Annotated in this window: 20 protein-coding genes; 11 read left to right on the forward strand and 9 right to left on the reverse strand. The window is 61.4% G+C overall.

All coding sequences use genetic code 11. From position 1 onward, the window contains the following. The first annotated feature begins 168 nt into the window (after positions 1–168). The 10 genes from pilM to hemE all read left to right on the forward strand — a co-directional run bounded on the left by pilM (position 169) and on the right by hemE (position 14652). The gene (gene pilM, locus HBO23_RS18350; RefSeq protein WP_138450206.1) at positions 169–825 is read left to right on the forward strand and encodes a type IV pilus assembly protein PilM; all 657 of its coding nucleotides are present in this window, start codon (positions 169–171) and stop codon (positions 823–825) included. Continuing rightward, positions 822–1373 carry a PilN domain-containing protein gene (locus HBO23_RS18355; RefSeq protein ID WP_170039053.1) on the forward strand — a complete coding sequence of 184 codons (552 nt, stop codon included), beginning with the start codon at positions 822–824 and terminating at the stop codon, positions 1371–1373. The genes pilM and HBO23_RS18355 overlap by 4 nt, the downstream gene beginning before the upstream one ends. Further along, entirely contained in the window at positions 1370–2371 is a 1002-nt protein-coding gene (locus HBO23_RS18360) for a pilus assembly protein PilP (RefSeq protein ID WP_170039055.1), read from the forward strand. The genes HBO23_RS18355 and HBO23_RS18360 overlap by 4 nt, the downstream gene beginning before the upstream one ends. 69 nt (positions 2372–2440) lie before the next feature. Then, positions 2441–3769 (forward strand): type IV pilus secretin PilQ family protein, encoded by a 1329-nt coding sequence (locus HBO23_RS18365; RefSeq protein ID WP_017138568.1) that lies wholly within the window; start codon positions 2441–2443, stop codon positions 3767–3769. Between the two features lie 4 nt (positions 3770–3773). Beyond that, positions 3774–4292, forward strand: coding sequence for a shikimate kinase AroK (gene aroK / locus HBO23_RS18370; protein WP_017138567.1), 519 nt, complete (start codon positions 3774–3776; stop codon positions 4290–4292). Between the two features lie 123 nt (positions 4293–4415). Further along, on the forward strand, positions 4416–5516 hold the full coding sequence (gene aroB / locus HBO23_RS18375) for a 3-dehydroquinate synthase (RefSeq protein ID WP_017138566.1): 1101 nt from the start codon (positions 4416–4418) through the stop codon (positions 5514–5516). 10 nt (positions 5517–5526) lie between these two features. Next, the gene (locus tag HBO23_RS18380) at positions 5527–7095 is read left to right on the forward strand and encodes an AAA family ATPase (protein ID WP_138450213.1); all 1569 of its coding nucleotides are present in this window, start codon (positions 5527–5529) and stop codon (positions 7093–7095) included. Positions 7096–7449: 354 nt separating this feature from the next. Beyond that, complete coding sequence (gltB, locus tag HBO23_RS18385) at positions 7450–11895, forward strand: glutamate synthase large subunit (protein ID WP_169986593.1); 4446 nt, start codon at positions 7450–7452, stop codon at positions 11893–11895. Positions 11896–11927: 32 nt separating this feature from the next. Further along, positions 11928–13346 (forward strand): FAD-dependent oxidoreductase, encoded by a 1419-nt coding sequence (locus HBO23_RS18390; protein WP_003187920.1) that lies wholly within the window; start codon positions 11928–11930, stop codon positions 13344–13346. A gap of 238 nt (positions 13347–13584) precedes the next feature. After that, entirely contained in the window at positions 13585–14652 is a 1068-nt protein-coding gene (hemE, locus tag HBO23_RS18395; RefSeq protein WP_099548052.1) for a uroporphyrinogen decarboxylase, read from the forward strand. A gap of 117 nt (positions 14653–14769) precedes the next feature. On the opposite strand, the gene HBO23_RS18400 is transcribed toward hemE, so the two are convergent. After that, on the reverse strand, positions 14770–16044 hold the full coding sequence (locus tag HBO23_RS18400; RefSeq protein ID WP_170039057.1) for an MFS transporter: 1275 nt from the start codon (positions 16042–16044) through the stop codon (positions 14770–14772). A gap of 124 nt (positions 16045–16168) precedes the next feature. Between HBO23_RS18400 and HBO23_RS18405 the strand changes: the two genes are divergently transcribed. After that, positions 16169–17062 (forward strand): LysR family transcriptional regulator, encoded by an 894-nt coding sequence (locus tag HBO23_RS18405; protein ID WP_170039059.1) that lies wholly within the window; start codon positions 16169–16171, stop codon positions 17060–17062. A 354-nt stretch (positions 17063–17416) separates the two neighbouring features. Here the strand turns inward: HBO23_RS18405 and HBO23_RS18410 are convergent, their stop codons facing one another. The 8 genes from HBO23_RS18410 to HBO23_RS18445 are packed head-to-tail and all read right to left on the reverse strand — an operon-like array spanning position 17417 to position 23892. Beyond that, positions 17417–17836, reverse strand: coding sequence for a hypothetical protein (locus tag HBO23_RS18410; RefSeq protein WP_017138558.1), 420 nt, complete (start codon positions 17834–17836; stop codon positions 17417–17419). Positions 17837–17862: 26 nt separating this feature from the next. Continuing rightward, positions 17863–19089: a beta-ketoacyl-ACP synthase gene (locus HBO23_RS18415; RefSeq protein WP_099548054.1), complete on the reverse strand. Its 1227-nt coding sequence runs from the start codon at positions 19087–19089 to the stop codon at positions 17863–17865. Then, positions 19089–19817 carry a 3-oxoacyl-ACP reductase FabG gene (gene fabG / locus HBO23_RS18420; protein ID WP_099548055.1) on the reverse strand — a complete coding sequence of 243 codons (729 nt, stop codon included), beginning with the start codon at positions 19815–19817 and terminating at the stop codon, positions 19089–19091. Before fabG ends, HBO23_RS18415 begins: the two co-directional genes overlap by 1 nt. Beyond that, the gene (locus tag HBO23_RS18425) at positions 19814–20275 is read right to left on the reverse strand and encodes a hotdog family protein (protein ID WP_017138555.1); all 462 of its coding nucleotides are present in this window, start codon (positions 20273–20275) and stop codon (positions 19814–19816) included. The genes fabG and HBO23_RS18425 overlap by 4 nt, the downstream gene beginning before the upstream one ends. Continuing rightward, positions 20272–21438 carry a beta-ketoacyl-[acyl-carrier-protein] synthase family protein gene (locus HBO23_RS18430; RefSeq protein WP_170039061.1) on the reverse strand — a complete coding sequence of 389 codons (1167 nt, stop codon included), beginning with the start codon at positions 21436–21438 and terminating at the stop codon, positions 20272–20274. The genes HBO23_RS18425 and HBO23_RS18430 overlap by 4 nt, the downstream gene beginning before the upstream one ends. Next, positions 21435–21917: a hypothetical protein gene (locus HBO23_RS18435; RefSeq protein ID WP_099548057.1), complete on the reverse strand. Its 483-nt coding sequence runs from the start codon at positions 21915–21917 to the stop codon at positions 21435–21437. Before HBO23_RS18435 ends, HBO23_RS18430 begins: the two co-directional genes overlap by 4 nt. Beyond that, on the reverse strand, positions 21914–22648 hold the full coding sequence (locus tag HBO23_RS18440) for a class I SAM-dependent methyltransferase (RefSeq protein ID WP_017138552.1): 735 nt from the start codon (positions 22646–22648) through the stop codon (positions 21914–21916). The genes HBO23_RS18435 and HBO23_RS18440 overlap by 4 nt, the downstream gene beginning before the upstream one ends. Continuing rightward, positions 22645–23892 carry an NAD(P)/FAD-dependent oxidoreductase gene (locus HBO23_RS18445; RefSeq protein WP_099487812.1) on the reverse strand — a complete coding sequence of 416 codons (1248 nt, stop codon included), beginning with the start codon at positions 23890–23892 and terminating at the stop codon, positions 22645–22647. The genes HBO23_RS18440 and HBO23_RS18445 overlap by 4 nt, the downstream gene beginning before the upstream one ends. Positions 23893–23902: the final 10 nt, after the last annotated feature.

The raw sequence follows: 23902 nt of genomic DNA on the forward strand, positions 1-23902 counted from the left end.
ATGGCAAACGATGGATCGACCCGAGCAGCAGGAAAAAGCGGGAAAAAACGCTGGGCATTAAAGCATTTTCGGCCTGGGGCGTCATTCGTGGCGGCCAAACAAGTCGACCGAATGCACGATTCCCAGCGGCAATCAGGCGGTATGACAGGCAAAGTTTTAGGGAGTTTTATGAGAAAGGGATTTTTCAGGCGCAAAGCCGACACCCTGCTGGGCGTCGACATCAATGACACCGGAATCAAGCTGATTGAACTGGACCACACCGCCGGCGCCTACAGCGTCAAGGCATACGTCGCGCAGGGGCTGCCCGCCAATGCTGTCGTCGATGGCACGTTGTTGGACCTTGAAGGGGTGGGGCAGGCACTGCAGCAGGCATTGTCCCGGTTGCACTCGTCCGTCCGGCAGGCGGCAGTGGCGGTATCGGGGCCATCGGTCATCACGCGGGTGATCGACATGGAGGCGGGGCTCAGTGACGAAGAGATGGCCTGGATGATCCAGATGGAAGCCGACCAGTACATCCCTTACCCACTGGATGACGTCGCCATCGATTTTCAGGTGCGCGGCCCTTTAGCTAAGGACTCGGCGCGGGTCGAGGTGGTGCTGGCTGCGTGCCTGAAGGAGCAGGTCGAGGCCCGCGCAGCGGTTTTGGCCCTGGCCGGGCTGGTTGCGAGGGTGGTGGATGTCGAAGGGTTTGCATTGGAGCGCGCTTGCCGTCAGGATTTCGCCAGCTTCATGCCGGGCCATCGAGTCGATGGCGCACAATGGGCCGTGGATGCCCACGGGATGGGAATTGCTTGCGGGCTGGCCCTGAGGAGTTTCGCTGGATGACACGAATCAATCTTTTGCCTTGGCGCCAGGCGCAGGCAGAACGGCGGCGCAAATACTTCCTGCTATTTCTGCTGGGGTTCGCCGGTGTGGCACTCGCGGCGGTGTGGCTGGCGAACCAGGTCATCGATCAGGCGATCGACCGGCAAGTGACACGCAACAGCCACCTCAACAAAGACGTCGCCATCCAGGACTCGCGCCTCAAGACCATCGATGACTTGCAGGAGCAGAGCCAGCAATTGGCCGCGCGAATGAAGGTCGTACAGGACCTGCACGAATCTCGCTCGGCCGGCGCCCAGCTATTGGACCAACTCGCCCGTGCCGTGCCCGATGGGGTGCACCTGCATGAGGTGGTTGCCAAGGGCAATACGGTGAGTGTCAGTGGCAGTGCCGAGTCCAGCCAGGATATCGCTCAACTGATGCGCCGCCTCGAGGCCTCTGAAGGTGCCCACGCAACCCGGCTGCAGCACGTGCGTGCGCAAGGCCAAGGCGGCGGCAACGAATTCCAGTTGATGGTGCGCCAAGGGGAATCCACCGAGGCCCAGCCTTGAGCCTGCCCAGGCTCGACTTTTCCACGCTTTCTCACAACGCTGCCAAATGGCCCCTACCGGCCAAGCTTCTGCTCGGCTGCGCGCTGGGGGGATTGGTGTGGGTGGTGGGCGATGGATGGCTGCTGGCTCCGGCACGTGAACAGTTGCAAGGGTTGCAAGCGCAGACGCTGATGTTGCAACAGCAACTTACGCAAAAGACCAGCCTGGCCGCCGATCTTGAGGTGCGTGCCCATCAGGCCCAGAGAGCCCAGGCGCAGGTTGCCGAGCTGTTGCGGCAGTTGCCCGGCGAATCGGACATGCCGGGCTTGCTCGAAGACATGGCGCGGCTGGCGGCGGCCAACGGTTTGGTGGTCGAAGGTGTCACGGTACTGGATGAACAGACGCAGCCGTACTACATCGAGGAGCCGGTACAAGTCGGTGTGTTGGGTGCCTACCACGACCTGGCGAGCTTCGTGACTGCCCTGGGTGGTTTGCCGCGGATCGTCACTGTGCAGGATGTGGTGCTTCGGTCTGAAGGGGCGTTATTGCGCCTTGATTTGCTGGCCAAGACTTACCGTGGCCTGTCCGCGCGCGGCAAGCCTGGAATGGCTGTCGAGCAGGGGGCGCACTTTGTCTATGAGGCAGCGTCCCAGCGTGACCCGTTCCAGCCGCCTGCGGCGCAGGTCGACCATGTGCCGGGCCAACCCGCTCTTGCGCCGGACTTGGCGCGCAAGCGCGGCCCACTGGAAGGCCTGGCTGTCGACCAGTTCGAAATGGTCGGCACGCTTTCAATCGATGCAGTGTCGGTCGAAGCACTGCCCCATGGCCTGCAGACATTCGCCCTGCTGCGCACATCTTCTGGCGTGCACCGGCTGGCGGTCGGCGACTACCTGGGGCCTAACCATGGCCGGGTCACGGCCATTCATTCCGGCCACATCGAACTGGTCGAACTGTTCCCGGACGAACAGGGCGCATGGCTTGCGCGTTCGCGAACCCTGGTTTTAAACGTCAACTCATAACGGAATCAAACAATGAAAAGGACTTTCTCGTCCTTCGGTGTGGCGCTATGGATAGCGTTCACGGCACCGATGGCATTTGCTGTGCCCAATCGCGTCGATCTGATCCAGCTGCCGCCTCCTGGCAGCGTGGTTCCCAGTGGCGCCTACAACGGCGACACGCTGACCCTCAACTTCCAGAACATCGAATTGCGCGCCGTGTTGCAGCAAATTGCGGATGTGGCCGGGCTTAATCTGGTGGCCAGTGATGAAGTGCAAGGCTCGATCACTTTGCGGCTCAAGGATGTGCCCTGGGACCAGGCGCTGGATCTGGTGCTGCAAACCAAAGGCTTGGATAAGCGCGTGAAGGCCGGCGTTTTGCTGGTGGCACCCGCCGAAGAATTGGCGGCCCGCGAGCTGCTGGCGCTGGAGTCGCGCAAGCAGATGGAAGAGCTGGCGCCCTTGCGGCGCGAGCTGTTGCAGGTCAATTACGCCAAGGCGGCGGACCTGGCCAAGTTGTTCCAGTCGGTGACAGGCGTTGACGGCTTTACCGATGAGCGCGGCTCGGTGGCGGTGGATGATCGCACCAATAACATCATCGCCTACCAGACCCGCGAGCAAATTGACGAGCTGCGGCGCATCGTGGCGCAGCTGGATGTACCGGTACGCCAAGTGATGATCGAGGCGCGGATTGTCGAGGCTAATGTCGATTACGACAAAAGCCTGGGCGTGCGCTGGGGCGGGCGGCTCAATCGCGGCAACTGGGGCGCGGGCGGTATCAGCAAGCCGTTGGCCGAGGGTGCGGAGCCACCGGAGAATCCGCCCAGCTCGCCGTTTGTCGATATGGGCTCGCTGGCCGGTACGTCTGGCTTGGGCATCGCTTTTATTACCGACAACCTGTTGCTCGACCTGGAACTGACGGCCATGGAAAAAACCGGCAACGGCGAAATCGTCTCACAGCCCAAGGTGGTCACGTCCGACAAGGAAACCGCGCGCATCCTCAAGGGCACCGAGATTCCTTACCAGGAGTCCAGCTCGCGTGGCGCCACCTCAGTGTCGTTCAAGGAGGCCTCGCTGTCGTTGGAGGTGACCCCGCAAATCACCCCGGATGGCTGGGTGATTATGGAGGTCAAGGTCACCAAGGACGAGCCGGACTACCTGAACAAGCTCAACGACGTACCGCCGATCAAGAAAAACGAAGTCAACGCCAAGGTGCGGGTCAAGGATGGCGAGACCATCGTCATTGGCGGGGTTTTCTCCAATACGCAAAGCAAAGTGGTAGATAAAGTGCCATTTTTGGGCGATGTACCGTATCTTGGCCGCCTTTTCCGGCGCGATGTGCTGGCGGAGAAAAAATCCGAGCTGCTGGTATTCCTGACTCCGCGTATTATGAATAACCAGGCGATTGCTGTGAGTCGTTGATTCTGTGCGAAATTTGATTCTTGTAGGACCGATGGGGGCTGGAAAAAGCACCATCGGCCGTTTGCTGGCCAAAGAGCTGCGCCTGCCGTTCAAAGATTCCGACAAGGAAATTGAATTGCGCACGGGTGCCAATATCCCATGGATCTTCGATAAGGAAGGCGAACTGGGCTTTCGCGACCGCGAGCAGGCGATGATTGCCGAGCTGTGCGGCTGCGATGGCGTGGTATTGGCCACCGGCGGCGGTGCAGTGATGCGCGATGAAAACCGCCGGGCGCTGCATGCCGGTGGTCGCGTGGTTTATTTGCATGCATCGGTCGAGCAGCAGGTGGGGCGTACCGCGCGCGATCGCAACCGCCCATTGCTGCGTACCGCAGACCCGGCAAAAACCTTGCGGGACCTGCTCACGCTGCGTGATCCGCTGTATCGGGAAATCGCCGATCTGGTGGTCGAAACCGATGAGCGGCCGCCTCGAATGGTGGTTCTCGACATTCTTGAGCGTTTGCAGCAGTTGCCACCCCGTTAAAGCCAGGCCCGAAATGCGCTATTCTCGGCGGCGCGCCATCCTCCTCCGGAGTATGGCGCAGAGCCATCAGGCGACGAAAATCCGAGCGTTGCCGATCGTACATATTTCTTCACGCGGGGACACATGCAGACACTTAAGGTCGATCTAGGCGAGCGCAGCTACCCAATCCATATTGGCGAAGGTTTGTTGGACCTGCCCGAGTTGCTCGCACCGCATATTGCCGGTCGGCAAGTGGCGATCATCTCCAATGAAACGGTCGCGCCGCTGTATCTTGAGCGTCTGAGCCGCAGCCTTGCGGCCTACTCGGTGATTTCGGTGATCCTGCCCGATGGCGAGGCCCACAAGAACTGGGAAACCCTGCAACTGATCTTTGACGGCCTGCTGACTGCACGGCATGACCGACGTACCACGGTGGTCGCCCTGGGCGGCGGCGTGATCGGCGACATGGCCGGCTTTGCCGCAGCTTGCTACCAGCGCGGCGTGGACTTTATCCAGGTGCCGACCACCTTGTTGTCCCAGGTCGATTCGTCGGTGGGCGGCAAGACTGGCATCAACCACCCGCTGGGCAAGAACATGGTGGGTGCGTTCTATCAACCACAAGCCGTGCTGATCGACACCGCGACCCTCAACACCTTGCCGCCGCGCGAGCTGTCGGCCGGTCTGGCGGAGGTCATCAAGTACGGGCTGATTTGTGACGAGCCGTTCCTGACCTGGCTCGAAGAACACATGGACGCCCTGCGTGCCCTGGACCAGGTGGCACTGACCGAAGCGATTTCCCGTTCATGCGCCGCCAAGGCGCTGGTGGTGAATGCCGACGAACGGGAGTCCGGTGTGCGCGCCACCCTGAACCTGGGCCACACCTTCGGCCATGCGATCGAAACGCACATGGGCTATGGTGTGTGGTTGCACGGGGAAGCCGTGGCGGCTGGCACAGTAATGGCACTGGAAATGTCGCAACGCCTGGGCTGGATCAGCGCCCAGGAGCGTGATCGCGGCATCCATCTGTTCCAGCGCGCCGGCTTGCCGGTTATTCCGCCGGAAGAGATGACCGAGGCGGATTTCCTCGAACATATGGCAATCGACAAGAAAGTGATCGACGGTCGCCTGCGACTGGTGCTGCTGCGCCACATGGGCGAAGCGGTAGTGACCGACGATTATCCGAAAGAGATTTTACAGGCCACGCTGGGAGCGGATTACCGCGCCCTGGCCCAGCTTAAAGGTTAATAAGATCCCGATGACTAGTTTGCATGCCGACGAGGCGTTCCTCGGCCACTACCAGTTAAGCCACGACCCTTTTGCTCCACGGGTTCCCGGCTTCAAATTTTTCCCTGCCCAGCGCAAGCCGGTGCTCGGTCAGTTGCACCACCTGGCGCGCTACAGCCAACTGTTGTTGGTTGTGACCGGCCCGTTGGGCAGTGGCAAGACCCTGCTGCGCCAGGCGCTGGTTGCCAGCACCAACAAGCAATCGGTACAGAGCGTGGTGGTATCGGCCCGTGGTGCCGGTGATGCAGCCGGCGTACTGCGCCAGGTTGCCCAGGCGCTGAACGTTGCCAATGCCGAGCCGAACGCGATCCTCAAGCAGGTTGTGCAGTTGGGCCTCACCGGCCAGGAAGTCTACTTGCTGGTGGACGATGCCGAGCAGCTCGACGAATCCGCCCTGGAAGCGCTGCTGGCGCTGGCGGCGGGTACGCCGGAAGGGCGCCCGCATGTGTTCCTGTTTGGTGAGTCGTCCTTGATCGCCGATCTGGAGCAGATCAGCGGTGAGCAGGAGCTGTTTCACGTCATCGAATTGCAGCCGTACGAAGAGGAAGAAACCCGCGAATACCTGGCTCAACGCCTCGAAGGCGCCGGTGCCGGTATCGAACTTTTCACGGCAAATCAGATCTCTGATATTCACGAAAGCGCAGGCGGCTGGCCTGGCACCATCAACCAGGTTGCCCGCGATGCCTTGATCGAAGCCATGATTGCCAGCCGCTCTGCGGTTAAGCGTCCAAAGATGGGGTTTACTATGCCTAAGAAGCACGTATTGGCGATTTCTGCCGTGGTCGTGGTCGCTGTCGCTGCTGCCTGGTTGATCCCGGGTCGCAGCAAGGCACCCGCCACCGCCGGTGCGCCAACCGAACAGGCGCAGTTGCCACTGGGCAAGCCCACGCCAAATGTCGAATTCGCCAACTCCGGCCAACCGACCAACCTGCCGATGGTCGGCCAGCCAGTCATGCGCGGCCCGCTCGCTGAAGCCGCCGGTGGTATCTCTGAAGGTGACGATGGTGTGCCGGTGGAAGGCTCCAGCGCCACGCCGCCAACCGTAACCACCACCGCACCGCCTGCCGGCGTTCCGGCTGGCCCGGCAGCCGCTCCAGTTGCCAAGCCGACGCCAGCGCCGACCGTTGCCACTGCCAAGCCTGCCCCGGTTGCCAAGCCTGTCGCGCCTGCGCCAGTGGCCAAGCCGGCACCGGCCGCCAAGCCTGCTGAAAAACCTGCCGCTGTTGCCAAGGCCGCTGCCCCTGCCGCCGCCGGCAGCAGCTGGTACACCAGCCAGCCAACCGGTAATTTCGTCGTGCAGATCCTGGGCACCAGCTCCGAAGCCAACGCCCAGGCGTTTGTGAAAGAGCAGGGCGGCCAGTACCGTTATTTCAAGAAAGTGCTCAACGGCAAGCCTCTCTACGTGATCACCTACGGCAGCTTCCCAAGCCGTGCAGCAGCTGATTCCGCTATCAAAGCCTTGCCAGCGAAGGTTCAGGCTGGTAAACCTTGGCCTCGCACTGTTGCCAGCGTTCAACAAGAACTCGCAACAACTCGCTGAAGATTCGGCGGCCTTACCCAGGCCGCCTCTCCCGGCACCTCAAAATTAAAACCGCAAGTGCGTGCTGCCCTCAAGGCCGCGCGCCTTGCGGTGTCTGCGTCACAGTAGCTTTTGAGTCGTAGCGGTCAGAATTAAAAAAGTTTTGACTAGCACAGCATATCGCTTTAAACCTTTCATAAATGCGACATAGATTTGCGACATTTCGTCGCTAAATTTGTGAGCGTTCGTGTCGGTGTGTACAATGACCTCCCTTTTGCCCCCGCTAAGCCGGCGTACGTTCGGCGTGGAAGGTAACCGGTTGAATTGAAAAGAAATTTGCCTCGATATAAGAGGCAGCCTGGTGAGAAAGTGTCTATGAAAGCAGGTCTGTACCAACCCGATGAATTCAAGGATAACTGCGGTTTCGGCCTGATAGCCCACATGCAGGGCGAGCCCAGTCATACCCTTTTGCAAACGGCCATCGAGGCCCTGACCTGCATGACCCACCGCGGTGGGATCAACGCCGACGGCAAGACCGGTGACGGTTGCGGCTTGCTGATTCAAAAACCCGACCAGTTCCTGCGCGCTGTCGCAAAAGAGCAATTTGCTGTCGACCTGCCCAAGCAGTACGCCGTAGGCATGGTGTTTTTCAATCAGGACCCGGTAAAAGCCGAAGCCGCTCGCGAGAACATGAACCGCGAGATCCTGGCTGCCGGCCTGCAACTGGTGGGCTGGCGCAAGGTGCCGATCGACACCAGCGTGCTCGGCCGCCTGGCCCTGGAGCGCCTGCCGCAGATCGAACAAGTGTTCATCGCAGGCGATGGCCTCAGCGATCAGGACATGGCGATCAAGCTGTTTACCTCGCGTCGTCGTTCGTCGGTGTCCAACGCCGCCGACACCGACCACTACATCTGCAGCTTTTCGCACAAGACCATCATTTATAAAGGCCTGATGATGCCGGCGGATTTGACCGCCTTCTATCCAGACCTGAGCGACGAGCGCCTGCAAACCGCAATCTGCGTGTTCCACCAGCGCTTCTCCACCAACACCCTGCCGAAATGGCCGCTGGCTCAGCCATTCCGCTTTCTCGCCCACAACGGCGAGATCAACACCATCACCGGCAACCGCAACTGGGCCGTGGCCCGTCGCACCAAGTTCGCCAACGATTTGATGGACCTCGAAGAGCTCGGCCCGCTGGTTAACCGCGTGGGTTCCGACTCCTCCAGCATGGACAACATGCTCGAACTGATGGTCACCGGCGGCATTGACCTGTTCCGTGGCGTGCGCATGATCATCCCGCCTGCGTGGCAGAACGTCGAGACCATGGACCCGGACCTGCGTGCGTTCTACGAGTACAACTCGATGCACATGGAGCCGTGGGACGGCCCGGCCGGCGTGGTGATGACCGACGGCCGCTACGCGGTGTGCCTGCTCGACCGTAACGGCCTGCGCCCGGCGCGTTGGGTGACCACCACCAACGGCTTCATCACCCTGGCGTCGGAAATCGGCGTGTGGGACTACAAGCCTGAAGACGTGATCGCCAAAGGCCGTGTAGGCCCGGGCCAGATCCTGGCCGTGGACACCGAAACCGGGCAGATCCTCGACACCGACGCCATCGACAACCGCTTGAAGTCGCGTCACCCGTACAAGCAATGGCTGCGCAAGAACGCCCTGCGCATCCAGGCGACCATGGAAGACAACGACCACGGTTCGGCTTTCTATGACGTCGACCAGCTCAAGCAGTACATGAAGATGTACCAGGTCACGTTCGAAGAGCGCGACCAAGTGCTGCGCCCGCTCGGTGAGCAAGGCTATGAGGCGGTCGGCTCCATGGGCGATGACACGCCAATGGCCGTGCTGTCCCAGCGCGTGCGCACGCCGTATGACTATTTCCGCCAGCAGTTCGCCCAGGTGACCAACCCGCCGATCGACCCGCTGCGTGAAGCCATCGTGATGTCGCTGGAAGTGTGCCTCGGTGCCGAGCGCAACATCTTCCAGGAATCGCCTGAGCACGCCTCCCGTGTGATCCTCAGCTCGCCGGTCATTTCCCCGGCCAAATGGCGCTCGTTGATGACCCTGGAGCGTCCAGGTTTCGACCGCCAGATCATCGACCTGAACTACGACGAGAGCCTCGGCCTTGAAGCCGCTGTGCGCAACGTCGCCGATCAGGCCGAAGAGGCTGTGCGCGCCGGTCGTACCCAGATCGTGCTGACCGACCGTCACATCGCGCCAGGCAAGCTGCCGATCCACGCCTCCTTGGCCACCGGCGCGGTGCACCATCGCCTGACCGAAAAAGGCCTGCGTTGCGACTCCAACATCCTCGTGGAAACGGCTACTGCCCGCGACCCGCATCACTTCGCAGTGTTGATCGGTTTCGGCGCCTCGGCGGTTTACCCGTTCCTGGCCTACGAAGTGCTGGGTGATTTGATCCGTACCGGTGAAGTACTGGGCGACCTCTATGAGGTGTTCAAGAACTACCGTAAGGGCATCACCAAGGGCTTGCTGAAGATCCTGTCGAAGATGGGCATCTCCACCGTCACGTCTTACCGTGGCGCACAGCTGTTCGAAGCCATCGGCCTGTCCGAAGAGGTTTGCGAGCTGAGCTTCCGTGGTGTGCCAAGCCGTATCAAGGGCGCACGTTTCGTCGACATCGAAGCCGAACAGAAAGCCCTGGCAGCCGAAGCCTGGAGCGCGCGCAAGCCGATCCAGCAAGGCGGCCTGCTGAAGTTCGTGCACGGTGGCGAATACCACGCGTACAACCCGGATGTGGTCAACACCCTGCAAGCCGCCGTGCAGCAGGGCGACTACGCCAAGTTCAAGGAATACACCGCGCTGGTGGATAACCGCCCGGTGTCGATGATCCGTGACCTGTTCAAGGTGAAAACCCTGGACACGCCGCTGGCCATCAGTGAAATCGAGCCATTGGAATCGATCCTCAAGCGCTTCGACTCCGCCGGTATCTCTTTGGGCGCCTTGTCGCCCGAGGCTCACGAAGCCCTGGCCGAAGCCATGAACCGCCTGGGTGCGCGTTCCAACTCCGGCGAAGGCGGCGAAGACCCGGCGCGCTACGGCACCATCAAGAGCTCGAAAATCAAGCAAGTGGCGACGGGTCGTTTCGGTGTAACGCCGGAATACCTGGTTAACGCCGAAGTGCTGCAGATCAAAGTCGCCCAGGGCGCCAAGCCCGGCGAAGGCGGCCAACTGCCTGGTGGCAAGGTCAACGGTTTGATCGCCAAGCTGCGTTACGCAGTGCCCGGCGTCACCCTGATTTCGCCGCCGCCGCACCACGACATCTATTCGATTGAAGACTTGTCGCAGCTGATTTTCGACTTGAAACAAGTCAACCCGCAGGCGCTGGTCTCGGTGAAGCTCGTGGCAGAAGCTGGCGTGGGCACTATCGCCGCCGGTGTGGCCAAGGCCTATGCCGACCTGATCACCATCTCCGGCTATGACGGCGGCACCGGCGCTTCGCCGCTGACTTCCATCAAGTACGCTGGCGCACCGTGGGAACTCGGCCTGGCTGAAACCCACCAGACCCTGCGCGGCAACGACCTGCGCGGCAAGGTGCGGGTGCAGACCGATGGCGGCCTGAAAACCGGCCTCGACGTGATCAAGGCCGCGATCCTTGGCGCCGAAAGCTTCGGCTTCGGTACTGCGCCAATGATCGCCCTGGGCTGCAAATACCTGCGCATCTGCCACCTGAACAACTGCGCCACCGGCGTCGCCACTCAGAACGAGAAGCTGCGCAAGGATCACTACATCGGCACCGTCGACATGGTGGTGAACTTCTTCACCTACGTCGCCGAAGAAACCCGTGAGTGGCTGGCCAAGCTGGGCGTGCGTTCGCTGGAAGAGCTGATCGGCCGTACCGACCTGCTCGACATCCTCGAAGGCCAGACCGCCAAGCAGAACCATCTGGACCTGACGCCGCTGTTGGGCAGCGATCACATCCCGGCAGACAAGCCGCAATTCTGCCAGGTGGACCGCAACCCGCCGTTCGACAAAGGCCTGCTGGCCGAGAAGATGGTCGAAATGGCCAGTTCCTCGATCAATGACGCCAGCGGTGGCGACTTTGCCCTGGATATCTGCAACTGCGACCGTTCGATCGGCGCACGCATCTCCGGCGAAATCGCGCGCAAGCACGGCAACCAAGGCATGGCGAAAGCGCCGATCACCTTCCGCTTCAACGGCACAGCCGGCCAGAGCTTTGGCGTATGGAACGCCGGCGGCCTGCACATGTACCTCGAAGGTGACGCCAACGACTACGTGGGCAAGGGCATGACCGGCGGCAAGCTGGTTATCGTTCCGCCTAAAGGCAGCATCTACAAGACTCAGGACAGTGCCATCATCGGCAACACCTGCTTGTACGGTGCCACCGGTGGCAAGCTGTTCGCTGCCGGTACTGCCGGTGAGCGTTTCGCCGTGCGTAACTCCGGTGCCCACACCGTGGTGGAAGGCACTGGCGATCACTGCTGCGAGTACATGACCGGTGGCTTTGTCGCGGTACTGGGCAAGACCGGTTACAACTTCGGCTCGGGCATGACCGGCGGTTTCGCCTACGTGCTTGACCAGGACAACACCTTCGTCGACAAGGTCAACCACGAGTTGGTCGAGATCCAGCGGATCAGCGGCGAAGCCATGGAGTCCTACCGGAACCACTTGCAGCACGTGCTGGACGAGTACGTCGAGGAGACCGGCAGCGAATGGGGCCGTAACCTCGCCGAAAACCTCGATGATTACCTGCGTCGTTTCTGGCTGGTCAAGCCCAAGGCTGCCAACCTGAAATCGTTGCTTTCCAGCATCCGTGCCAACCCGCAGTGATATGCGCCTGAAGAGTTTGATGAGGTTTTAACATGGCTGAACGTCTGAATAACGACTTCCAGTTCATCGATGTCGGGCGCAAAGATCCGAAGAAGAAACTGTTGCGTCAACGCAAGAAAGAGTTCGTGGAAATCTACGAACCCTTCAAACCCCAGCACTCGGCCGACCAGGCCCACCGCTGCCTGGGTTGCGGTAACCCGTATTGCGAATGGAAGTGCCCGGTGCACAACTTCATTCCCAACTGGCTCAAGCTGGTGGCCGAGGGCAACATCCTCGCTGCCGCCGAGCTGTCGCACCAGACCAACACCCTGCCGGAAGTCTGCGGCAGGGTTTGTCCCCAGGACCGTCTGTGCGAGGGTGCCTGCACCCTTAACGACGGCTTCGGCGCGGTGACCATCGGTTCGGTGGAGAAGTACATCACCGACACCGCGTTCGCCATGGGTTGGCGCCCGGACATGTCCAAGGTCAAGCCGACCGGCAAGCGCGTTGCGATCATCGGTGCAGGCCCGGCGGGCCTGGGCTGCGCCGACGTACTGGTGCGTGGTGGCGTGACCCCGGTGGTGTTCGACAAGAACCCGGAAATCGGCGGCCTGCTGACCTTTGGTATTCCCGAGTTCAAGCTGGAAAAAACCGTGCTGAGCCACCGTCGTGAAGTCTTCACCGGCATGGGTATCGAGTTCCGTCTCAATACCGAAATCGGCAAAGACATCACCATGGAGCAACTGCTCGCCGAATACGACGCCGTGTTCATGGGCATGGGCACCTACACCTACATGAAGGGCGGCTTTGCCGGTGAGGACCTGCCGGGCGTGTATGACGCGCTCGACTTCCTGATCGCCAACGTCAACCGCAACCTGGGCTTTGAAAAGTCGCCGGAAGATTTCGTAGACATGAAAGGCAAGAAGGTCGTGGTACTGGGCGGTGGTGACACCGCGATGGACTGCAACCGCACCTCGATCCGCCAGGGCGCCAAGTCGGTGACCTGTGCTTATCGTCGTGACGAAGCCAACATGCCCGGTTCGCGCAAAGAGGTGAAGAACGCCAAGGAAGAAGGCGTGAAGTTCCTCTACAACCGCCAGCCGATCGCCATCGTCGGTGAAGACCGTGTTGAAGGTGTGAAGGTGGTCGAGACGCGTCTCGGCGAGCCGGACGCCCGTGGCCGTCGCAGCCCCGAGCCGATCCCGGGTTCCGAAGAAATCATCCCGGCTGATGCCGTGGTTATCGCCTTCGGTTTCCGTCCAAGCCCGGCGCCGTGGTTCGAGCAGTTCGAAATCCAGACCGACAGCCAGGGCCGCGTGGTAGCCCCGGAACAAGGCCAGTACAAGCACCAGACCAGCAACCCGAAAATCTTCGCCGGTGGCGATATGGTGCGCGGCTCTGACCTGGTAGTGACCGCGATCTTCGAAGGCCGCAACGCCGCCGAAGGCATCCTGGATTACCTGCAAGTTTGAGTTGAAACACGGTCAACGGTGGGAGCTGGCTTGCCTGCGATAGCGATAGTGAATTCACCACCGCCATCGCAGGCAAGCCAGCTCCCACACAAACCCCATTCCAGATAGGGTTTGGTGGTGTCTGTCATACCGCAAGACACCGCGACAAATTGACCCGATAGACAAAAGGCACGGCTCACTCCGTGCCTTTTGCGTCGCGCTCTGAGAAAATGCCCGCACTTTTTTTGCGGATGCCGACATGACTGCCCTCAAGAACGACCGTTTCCTTCGTGCCCTGCTCAAGCAACCCGTAGACGTCACGCCCGTGTGGATGATGCGTCAAGCCGGTCGCTACCTGCCGGAATACCGCGCCAGTCGCGCCAATGCCGGCGACTTCATGAGCCTGTGCATGAACCCGGAGTTCGCCTGCGAAGTCACGATGCAGCCGCTGGACCGCTACCCACAACTGGATGCGGCCATCCTCTTCTCCGATATCCTCACCATTCCTGACGCCATGGGCCAAGGCCTGTATTTTGAAACCGGCGAAGGCCCGCGTTTCAAAAAAGTTGTCAGCACACTGGCCGACATCGAAGCCCTGCCGATCCCGGACCCGCATAAAGACCTCGGCTACGTGATGGACGCCGTGAGCACCATCCGCCGCGAGCTTAACGGCCGCGTGCCGCTGATCGGCTTCTCCGGCAGCCCGTGGACCCTGGCTACCTACATGGTCGAAGGCGGCTCGTCGAAAGACTTCCGCAAAACCAAGGCCATGCTTTACGACAACCCGCAAGCCATGCACCTGTTGCTGGACAAGCTGGCGCAGTCGGTTACCAGCTACCTCAACGGCCAGATCATGGCTGGCGCGCAAGCGGTGCAGATCTTCGACACCTGGGGCGGCAACCTGTCGTCGGCGGCGTATCAGGAGTTCTCCCTGGCTTACATGCGCAAAATCGTCAGCGGCCTGATCCGCGAACACGAAGGTCGCAAAGTGCCGGTCATCATGTTCACCAAAGGCGGCGGCCTGTGGCTGGAAAGCATTGCTGATGCCGGTGCCGATGCGCTGGGCCTGGACTGGACCTGCGACCTCGGCGAAGCCCGGCAGCGCGTGGGCAGCCGCGTGGCGCTGCAAGGCAACATGGACCCGACCGTGCTGTACGCCAAGCCGGAAGCGATCCGCACCGAAGTCGGCCGCATCCTGGCCAGCTATGGCAAGGGCAGCGGCCACGTGTTCAACCTCGGCCATGGCATCACCCCGGAAGTGAACCCGGAGCACGCTGGCGCGTTCCTGCGTGCAGTGCATGAGCTGTCGGCGCAATACCACGAATAAAACGCAAACCTAATGTGGGAGCTGGCTTGTCGAATCGTCGCACCGCTGCGATAGCAGTAGTGAATTCATCACCGCCATCGCAGGCAAGCCAGCTCCCACATTAAAAGCAGGACCGCGTCAGGTTTTTACATTCCCCAGCGGCGGCAACTTCGCCAGCTTCAGCGCCACCAACAGCGCGCCAATCAACAGCGCCACGATAAACCCGCCAATCCCGTTCCACCCGGCAAAGTGCCAGAAGAACCCGCCCGCCGTCCCCGCGACACTCGACCCCACGTAGTAGCAGAACAGGTACAGCGACGACGCCTGCCCTTTGGCCCTTACCGCCCGCCGCCCAATCCAGCTGCTGGCTACCGAATGCGCGCCGAAGAAGCCGAAGGTGAAGATCAGCATGCCCGGCACCACCAGCCACAGCGGCGTGAACAGGGTCAGCAGCATCCCCGACAGCATCAAGACGATGGTGCCCCACAGTACGCGACGGCGGCCGAGACGGTCAGCCAGAGAGCCGATTTTCGCCGAGCTGTAGATGCCTGACAGGTACACCAGCGACAACAGGCCAACCACCGCCTGGCTAAGTTCGTAGGGCGAGGCCAACAGGCGATAGCCGATGTAGTTGAACATCGTCACGAATGCGCCCATCAACAGGAAGGCCTCGAGGAACAGCCACGGCAGGCCCGCGTCCTTGAAGTGCATGACAAAACCGTTCACCAGGTTACGCGGCTTCAGGCTGCTGGCGCGGAAGTTGCGCGATTCAGGCAGGATTTTCCAGAACACCGTGGCTGCGATCAGCGCCAGCGCGCCGATGATCAGCATCGCGGTGTGCCAGCTGACAAAGTCGATCAACACGCCGATGATCAGACGCCCGCTCATGCCGCCAATCGCGTTGCCGCCGATGTACAGGCCCATGGCCAAGCCAATGTGCTGAGGGTGGATCTCTTCGCTCAGGTAAGTCATCGCCACGGCGGCCAGGCCGCTTAGCGACAAGCCCACCAGCGCACGCATCAGCAGAATGCCTTCCCAGCTCGGCATCAAGCCGCTGGCGATGGTCGCCAGTGCGGCACAGAACAGGGCTGAAACCATCACCGGCTTGCGCCCCAAGCGGTCGGAAATTGGCCCGGTGACCAGCAGGCCGAGCGCCAGCATCGCCGTAGCAACAGAAAGGATCAGGCTGCTTTGCGCCGCATTGATGGAAAACTCGTGGGATAACGCCGGCATCATCGGTTGCACGCAGTACAGCAGGGCAAAGGTGGCAAACCCGCCGGAGAACAGCGCCAGCACCGTGCGCATGAACATCGGCGTGCCTTTTTCGATGTACGCGTCATTGAGCTGGGCGACCACCTCATCCAAGGCGGTAGGCGGGACTTCTTGAGCGAATGGCGCGACAGCAGATTTCACGGGGACCTCGGGGAGGAAAAGCCTGCCAGGACTGGCAATACGAAAAAGAATATAGCTGCCTAATGATTCTTTCCAATATATTGTTCGACCTGTTTAAGAGCTTTTACGACCTAATGAGGTTTGCATGGAATTGCGTCACTTGCGGTACTTCATTGCCGTCGCCGAAGAGCTGCATTTTGGCCGCGCCGCGCAGGTGCTGGGCATCTCTCAACCGCCGTTGAGCCAGCAGATCCAGGCGCTGGAACAGGAAGTCGGCGCACGCTTGTTTGAGCGCACCAATCGTCGGGTTGAGCTGAGCGAGGCCGGCCGATTGTTCCTGCACGAGGCGCGTTTGGTGTTGGCGCAGGTGGATAAAGCCGCCGACGTTGCCCGCCGCGCGCAATTGGGGGAGTTAGGCGAACTGAAGATCGGCTTCACCTCGTCGGCGCCATTTAACGCCAGCATTCCACAGGCGATCTTTGCGTTTCGTAAAGCCTTCCCGGCGGTGCACCTGAATTTGCAGGAAATGAGCAGCACCGAAGTGGCCGAGTCGCTGGTGGATGAGTCGAATCAGGTGGGCCTGATGCGCCCGCTGCCGTTGCCGGATTCTCTAAGCGTGATCGAGTTGATGCGCGAGCCGTTGGTTGCGGTATTGAACGCTGGCCATCCGTTGGTGGAAGGCAGCGAGCGCGGCCTGCACCTGGCGCAACTGGCCGAAGAGCCGTTTGTATTTTTCCCGCGCACCTACGGCAGCGGCCTCTACGCTCAGCTGCTCAACCTGGCCCGCGATGCCGGCTTCAGCCCGCACTTCGCCCAGGAAGCTGGAGAAGCGATGACCATCATCGGCCTGGTGGCGGCGGGGTTGGGGGTGTCGGTGCTGCCGGCGTCTTACCAGCGCATCCGCATTGATGGCGTGGTCTATCGCACCTTGCTCGATCGGGAGGCCGTGACGGCGGTGTGGCTGGTGCAACGCAAGGGTGCGCAAACGCCAATGGCCAAGGCCTTTGTGGAGCTGCTGACGCGCCAGGCGATCTTATAGTCGAACACGGTCAAAAGTGGGAGCTGGCTTGCCTGCGATGCAGGCGCCTCGGTTTATCAGAAAAACTGAGGTGATCCCATCGCAGCATAGGTATCTACACAACCGGTTAACACGAAGTCTGTGGCAGGTGGGCTGTTGTGGCGAGCAGGCTTGTCCTGCGTTGGGCTGCGAAGCGGCCCCAGTACAGGCACTGCAATTTTCCTGAAAGAACTCAGCGACTGGGTTTGGGGCTGCTTCGCAGCCCAACGCAGGACAAGCCTGCTCGCCACAGGAGAAATAGGGTGCTTTTAAAAGTTGTGTAGATACCTATGCCCATCGCAGGCAAGCCAGCTCCCACATTTGGATGCGAAAGCCTCAGTTCTGCTTTAAGGCCTCCACGCCATTGATACCCGCACTCTGCAAGCCCGCCATGATGTCGCGATCCAGCATGCTCACCCAGCGGTTGTAGTTGCGATGGATCTTGCCGTCCTTGTAGCCCAGGTCGCGGCTGTCGCGGTAGGTGATGGCGTAGCTGGTGCGGGTGTAGCGGATATCGATTTCGGCGTGGAATTGGTTGCGCACAGTGATTTCGGCCTGCACCAGTTGCGGGCTCAGGCGTTGCACGGTCCATTCGCGTTTTTGCAGGGCCGCGACGATCACCTGTTTGATTTTTTCTTCGCTGAGCTGGGCCGTGACCGGCAAATCGTGCTGGGTGTTTAGCACGGGTTTGTTGGTGCAACCGGCGGTGGTCAGCAAAGCCAGAGTGATCAGGGTGGCGCGTAGCAAGGAAGACATTCCGTTTTCTCCAGTCAATTAAAAAATCAGGACCAGCGGCGAAAGATCAGCGAAGTGTTGACGCCGCCAAAGGCAAAGTTGTTGTTCATCACGTAGTCGTTGTGCATCTCGCGAAACCCACCTTGCAGGTAATCCAGCTCGCCGCATTGCGGGTCGACGGCATCCAGGTTGAAGGTGTGCACATACTGGTCGCGGTTCATCATTTCGATGCTGAACCACGATTCCAGTGCGCCGCACGCGCCCAAAGTGTGGCCCAGGAAGCTTTTCTGCGAACTGATCGGCATGCGGCTGCCGAACAGGCTGCTGGTGGCCAGCGTCTCGGCGATGTCGCCCTGGTCGGTGGCGGTGCCGTGGCCATTGACGTAGCCGATGGCGGATGGCTCAAGCCCGGCATCTTCCAGGGCCAGTTCCATGGCGCGGCGCATGGTTTTCTGCTCCGGGCGTGTGGTGTGCTGGCCGTCGGCGTTGCTGCCGAAGCCGACCAACTCGGCGTGGATATGCGCACCGCGCGCCAGGGCGTGCTCCAGTTCTTCGAGCACCAGCATGCCGCCGCCTTCGCCGATCACCAGGCCGTCGCGGCCGCTGTCGTAAGGGCGTGGGCTGGTCTGCGGCGCGTCGTTTTTCAGGCTGGTGGCGTACAGCGCGTCGAACACCATGGCTTCGGTGGGGCACAGCTCTTCGGCGCCGCCGGCAAGCATCAACGGCAAGCGGCCGAACTTGATCGCCTCGTAGGCGTAACCAATGCCCTGGCTGCCGCTGGTGCAGGCGCTGGAGGTCGGGATCAGCCGCCCGGTGAGGCCAAAGAAGATGCTGATATTCGCTGCTGTGGTGTGCGGCATCATGCGCACATAGGAGTTGGCATTCAGCCCCTCGGCCACCGAGTTCAGCAGCATATTGCCGAACGCCTTGATCTCATCGGTGCTGCCGGTGGATGAGCCACAGGCCACGCCCATGCGCCCGTCCTTGATCGATTCGTCGCCGAGCAACCCGGCATCCTGCAACGCCTGTTCCGCCGCCCACACCGCCAGGCGCGACACGCGGCCCATGCTGCGCAGTTGCTTGCGCGTCCAGTGCGAGGGCACGACAAAGTCGTCGATCGGCCCGGCCAGGCGCGTGTTCAGTTCGGTAAAACGGTCCCACTCATCCATGCGCCGGATGCCGCTGCGGTTGGCGCGAAAGTTGGCGGCGATGGTGTCCCAATCGCTGCCCAGGGAGGTCATGCCGGCCATGCCGGTGACGACGACGCGCTTCATCAGCACAGGCCTCCATTCACGGCCAGCACTTGGCGCGTGATATAGCCGGCCTCGGCCGACATCAAGAAATTCACTGCCCCGGCGACTTCTTCCGGGGTGCCCATGCGTTGCGCCGGGATCATCTTCATCAGTTCTTCGACCGGCACGTTTTCATCCAGCATCGCCGTGTCGATCAAGCCGGGGGCGACGCAATTGACGGTGATCTTGCGCTTGCCCAGTTCAATAGCCAGCGCCTTGGCCGCGCCGATCAAACCGGCTTTGGAGGCGCTGTAGTTGACCTGGCCACGGTTGCCGATCAAACCGGAAACCGACGTGATACAAACGATACGGCCAGCGGCGCGACGACGAATCATCGGCATCATCACCGGGTGCAGCACGTTGTAGAAACCATCCAGGTTGGTGCGCATCACCACATCCCAATCGTCTTCGGAGAGGGCCGGGAACGCACCGTCGCGTGTCAGGCCGGCGTTGAGCACCACGCCGTAATAGGCGCCATACTGCTCCACGTCGGCTTCAAGGATTTCCTTGCAGCTGAAACGATCCGCCACATCAAATTGCAGCACCCGCGCCTTGCGGCCCAGCGCCTCGATCTCGAGCTTTACCGCGTCCGCTTCAGCGCGGCCACTGCGGCAATGCAGCACGATGTCATGCCCGGCCTGGGCCAGGCGCAGGGCAATGGCGCGGCCGATGCCACGGCTGGAGCCGGTGACCAGTACGGATTCAGTCATGGCGTTGAGTCCTTCGATTCATCTAAATAATTGGCCGCCTGGGGCGGTCGAAATACGTTCAAACGTGCGCTGGCCTGGATACCGTCACCGGTCAGGTGGCATTCGAACACACCCATGCCGTTGTCGTCTTCCAGCGAGCGCAGGCCGTGGATGCGCAGCTCGGCGCCGGCCGGGAAGTGTTCCACGTTGCATTCGAATTTGCGCGTGCCGAGCAGGAAACCCAGTTCCACTGCCTCGCCGTTCTGGCGCGCGCGGCAACCGGCATAGGCGGCGACGCTTTGCGCCATCAGCTCGATGCCGACCCAGGCTGGCAGGCTGCCGTCCGGCCGGTTGAACAGGCCGCCGGGCTTGACGGTGGCGCGGGTGTGAACCTGCTCTTCATCGAATGACAGCACCTGGTCGATCAGGATCATGTCGCCCGCGTGGGGCAGCAGTTCGGCGAGTGGCCAATCGATCATGGGGCCTCCGCGATTATCAGGCTGACGTTATTGCCGCCGAAGGCAAACGAGTTGCTCATCAGGTAGCGTTTTTTCAAGGTGTCGCCGGTCTGTGCCCACTGCAGCGCGGGCAGCGCCGGATCGGCTTGACCGTCCCACACATGCGGCGGCACACGGTCATGCATCAGGCTCAACCAGCAGAACGCCGCTTCCAGCGCGCCTGCGGCACCGAGGGTGTGGCCGCTCATGGGCTTGGTCGACGAACACGCTACGCCTTGAGGAAACAGGCTGGCGACGGCCAGGCTTTCCATGGCGTCGTTGTGTTGGGTCGCGGTGCCGTGCAGGTTCAGGTAACCGATGTGTTCCGGTTCAAGTTTGGCGCTGGCCAAGGCCTTGCGCATCGACTGCAACGCACCTTTGCCGCTGGGCTCTGGCGCGGAGATATGGTGCGCATCGCAACTGGCGCCGCTGCCGAGCAAGGCAATCGGCGCAGGTGTTTTGGTCATCAGAAACAGCACTGCCGCTTCGCCGATATTGATGCCGTTGCGGTTCACCGAAAACGGATTGCAGCGTTCGCTGGCGACCGCTTCCAGCGCGGTAAAGCCGTTCAGCGTCAGCTTGCACAGGCTGTCGACACCGCCGCAGATCACCGCATCACACACACCCAGGTCGAGCAGGCGCTGGGCACTCATCAGCGCACGGGCGCTGGAAGTGCAGGCAGTAGAAATCACATAGGCCGGGCCGCTTACCTGTAGCCAGTCAGCGAGAAAATTCGCCGGTGCGCTGAGTTCCTGTTGCTGGTAGTCATAGTCGCCCGGGAACTGCTGCCCACGCAGGTAATGCGCGATGCCGCGACTGGCTTCATCGATGCCCGAGGTGCTGGTGCCCAGCACAATGCCAACCCGCGAGGCGCCGTAGGTGTGGATTGCCTGGCGCAGCTCGCTTTCAATCTGCAAGGCCGCTTCCAGCAGCAACTGGTTATTGCGGCTGCTCTGCGGGCGTAGGTCAGCCGGGATTGCCACCAGCTCGCTGCGCACGCCGCCCACCGGCAGCACGCGCTCTGGCACCCAACCGCTTTCGGCGCGCATGCCGGAACAATCGCCGGCAAACAGGCTGCGGCTGACTTCAGCCTGGCCGCGGCCCAGGGAGCAGATCACGCCCAGGGCATTCAGGTAAGCCGTCATCGCGCCGCCCCCAGTGGGGTGATGCGGTAGCTCAACGGCTGGCCCGCCATGTTCACGCTGAACACCTCGGAGGACTGATAGACGATCTGCCAATGCCCCGGCAGCGTGCGCGTCAGGTCCATCGCCTGGGCACGCGGGTACAGCGTGGGCACGTCATCGGCCGAGGTCAGCGCAAACAACAGCGCCGCAAACAGCTCACGCGCCTGGGGGTTGGGCGGCAGCAAGCCGTCGGCCTGCCACTGGCCATTGATCAGCTTTTGCCGGGCCTGGGGAATGCCCAGCGGGTCCATCATCGACCAACGAATGGCCGCGCCTTCGCGCTGGATCACCAGCAGCCAATCCTGGGTTTGGCCGTCGGCGCGGCGCTGCACGTGCAGTTGCATGGGCAAGGCCAGGGCTGGGGTTTTTTCGGGCAGTGGCGGCTGGCTGACGCAGGCGCTCAACAGCAACAGGCAACCCATCAACAGCATACGAATCATGTTTCGGCGCTCGCTAAAGGTTTACGCGCCACGCAGTTGACCAGCGTTTCTTCGCGCTGGCCAACCGGTGGTGGGCTGCGCAGGCCCCAGCGTTCCAGCAGGCCGAAATCGCTGGAGCGGCTCCACCACAAATACGGGTACGAAACGTTCTGCGGGCCGAACTCAAAACCCTGCTCGCGCAGCATCTCCAGGTATTCTTCAGCGCTCTTCTGCACATGCATCGGGTGGCGGAACAGCCAGCGAATCACCCAAGTGTCGATATAGGCTTCGGTGGATTCGGCAAACAGCAGATAGCCGCCCGGCTTAAGGACGCGATAGAACTCTTTCAAGGCGCGATGCTGTTCCACCAGATGGTGAAAGGTCTGGTGGCAGAACAGGATGTCGACGCTTGCGTCCGGCACCTGCAGTGTGGCGCAGTCGCTGCCGATCAGCTCGATGGCCAAGCCTTGGCGCTTGGCTTCTGCCTGGCTCAGCTCCAGGCTGTGCGGGTCGGCATCCAGGCCGATCAGGCGCTGTGGCGCGAACACCTGCTGCAAATACTGGAACGACTTGCCCTGGCCGCAACCGGCGTCCAGCAGCACCGGCGCCACGGGCAGCGGGTCGGTGAACAGGCCGCGCAGGTCGTTGATCGCCACGCGCAATACATGGTGCTGCCAAGTGTGGCTGCGCAGGAACCAGAAGCCGAATTTGGTTTCTTCGACGTAGTTTTTACTCAGGTATTGGCTACTCATACCGGCTCACCCGCACAAATTTCAGACAACATCCGCAGCCGCCGCTTGGGCTCGCTGACAAACGGGTTGCGCTCATCCCAGGCGTAACCGGCGAGGATCGAACTGATCATCCGGCGAATCTCCGGCGAGCTGCCTGGGTGAAAGATCACGTCCTGGAAGGTGCCTGCATACCAGCCTTCGACATAGCAACGGAAGGTGTCGACCCCGCGTTTCAGCGGCTCGGCGAACTCGGTTTGCCAGTCGACGGTTTCGCCCTTGAGTTGGCGATGTAACAGCGCTGCGGCCATGCTCGCCGAACGCATGGCGATGGTCACGCCGGAAGAGAACACCGGGTCGAGAAATTCCGCCGCATTGCCCAGCAGCGCAAAGCCCGGGCCGTGCAGGGTTTTGACGTTGGCCGAATAGCCGGCGAGGGTACGCGCGGGCGTATCCCACACGGCGTTTTGCAGCACGCCCGCCAGGCTTGGCGTCTCAGCGATGAAACCGCGCAGGCAGGCGTCGAGGTCGCTGTCGCGGCCGTCGAAATGTTCTTTTGCCGCCACCACGCCTACCGAGCAGCGGCCATGGCTGAACGGGATGGTCCAGAACCAGATATCGCGTTGGGTCGGGTGAGTGGTGACGAGGATTTTGCTGCGATCAAAACCTGGGTGTGTGATGTGATCTTCAACGTGGGTAAACACCGCCTGGCGCACCGGGAAATTCGACGGTGCTTCCAGGTCCAGCAGGCGCGACAGCACGCGGCCGTAGCCGCTGGCATCGAGCACGAACTTGGCCTTGAGGTGATACTCGCTGCCATTCTGGCGACGCACGTGCAGGTAGCGGCTTTCACCGGCGAAATCCACACCGACGATGCTTTCGCCATAGCGAATCTCTACGCCTTGCAGCGCCGCTTGATCAGCCAGCAACTTGTCGAACTCGCCGCGCTGCACCTGGAAGGTGGTGGGCTTGCCGTTGCTGAAGGTGTCACCGAAATCAAACGCACTGTAGCGCTCGCCCCAGGCGAACGCCGCGCCGGTTTTTACCTGGAAACCCGCGGCCTGTACGGCGTCGAGCATGCCGGCTTCTTCGATAAAGTCGATGCAGTGCGACAGCAGGCTTTCGCCAATCGAGAAGCGTGGGAAATGCTCGCGCTCGATAATCAATACATCATGCCCGTTGCGCTTTAACAGCGCGGCGGCGATAGCGCCGGATGGCCCGGCACCAATCACCACCACCTGGCGACGTTCCATTTCAACTGTGGGCACGAGGGCTCCT

This window comes from Pseudomonas sp. WS 5532 (assembly GCF_012985445.1).
Classification (GTDB): Bacteria; Pseudomonadota; Gammaproteobacteria; order Pseudomonadales; family Pseudomonadaceae; genus Aquipseudomonas; species Aquipseudomonas edaphica.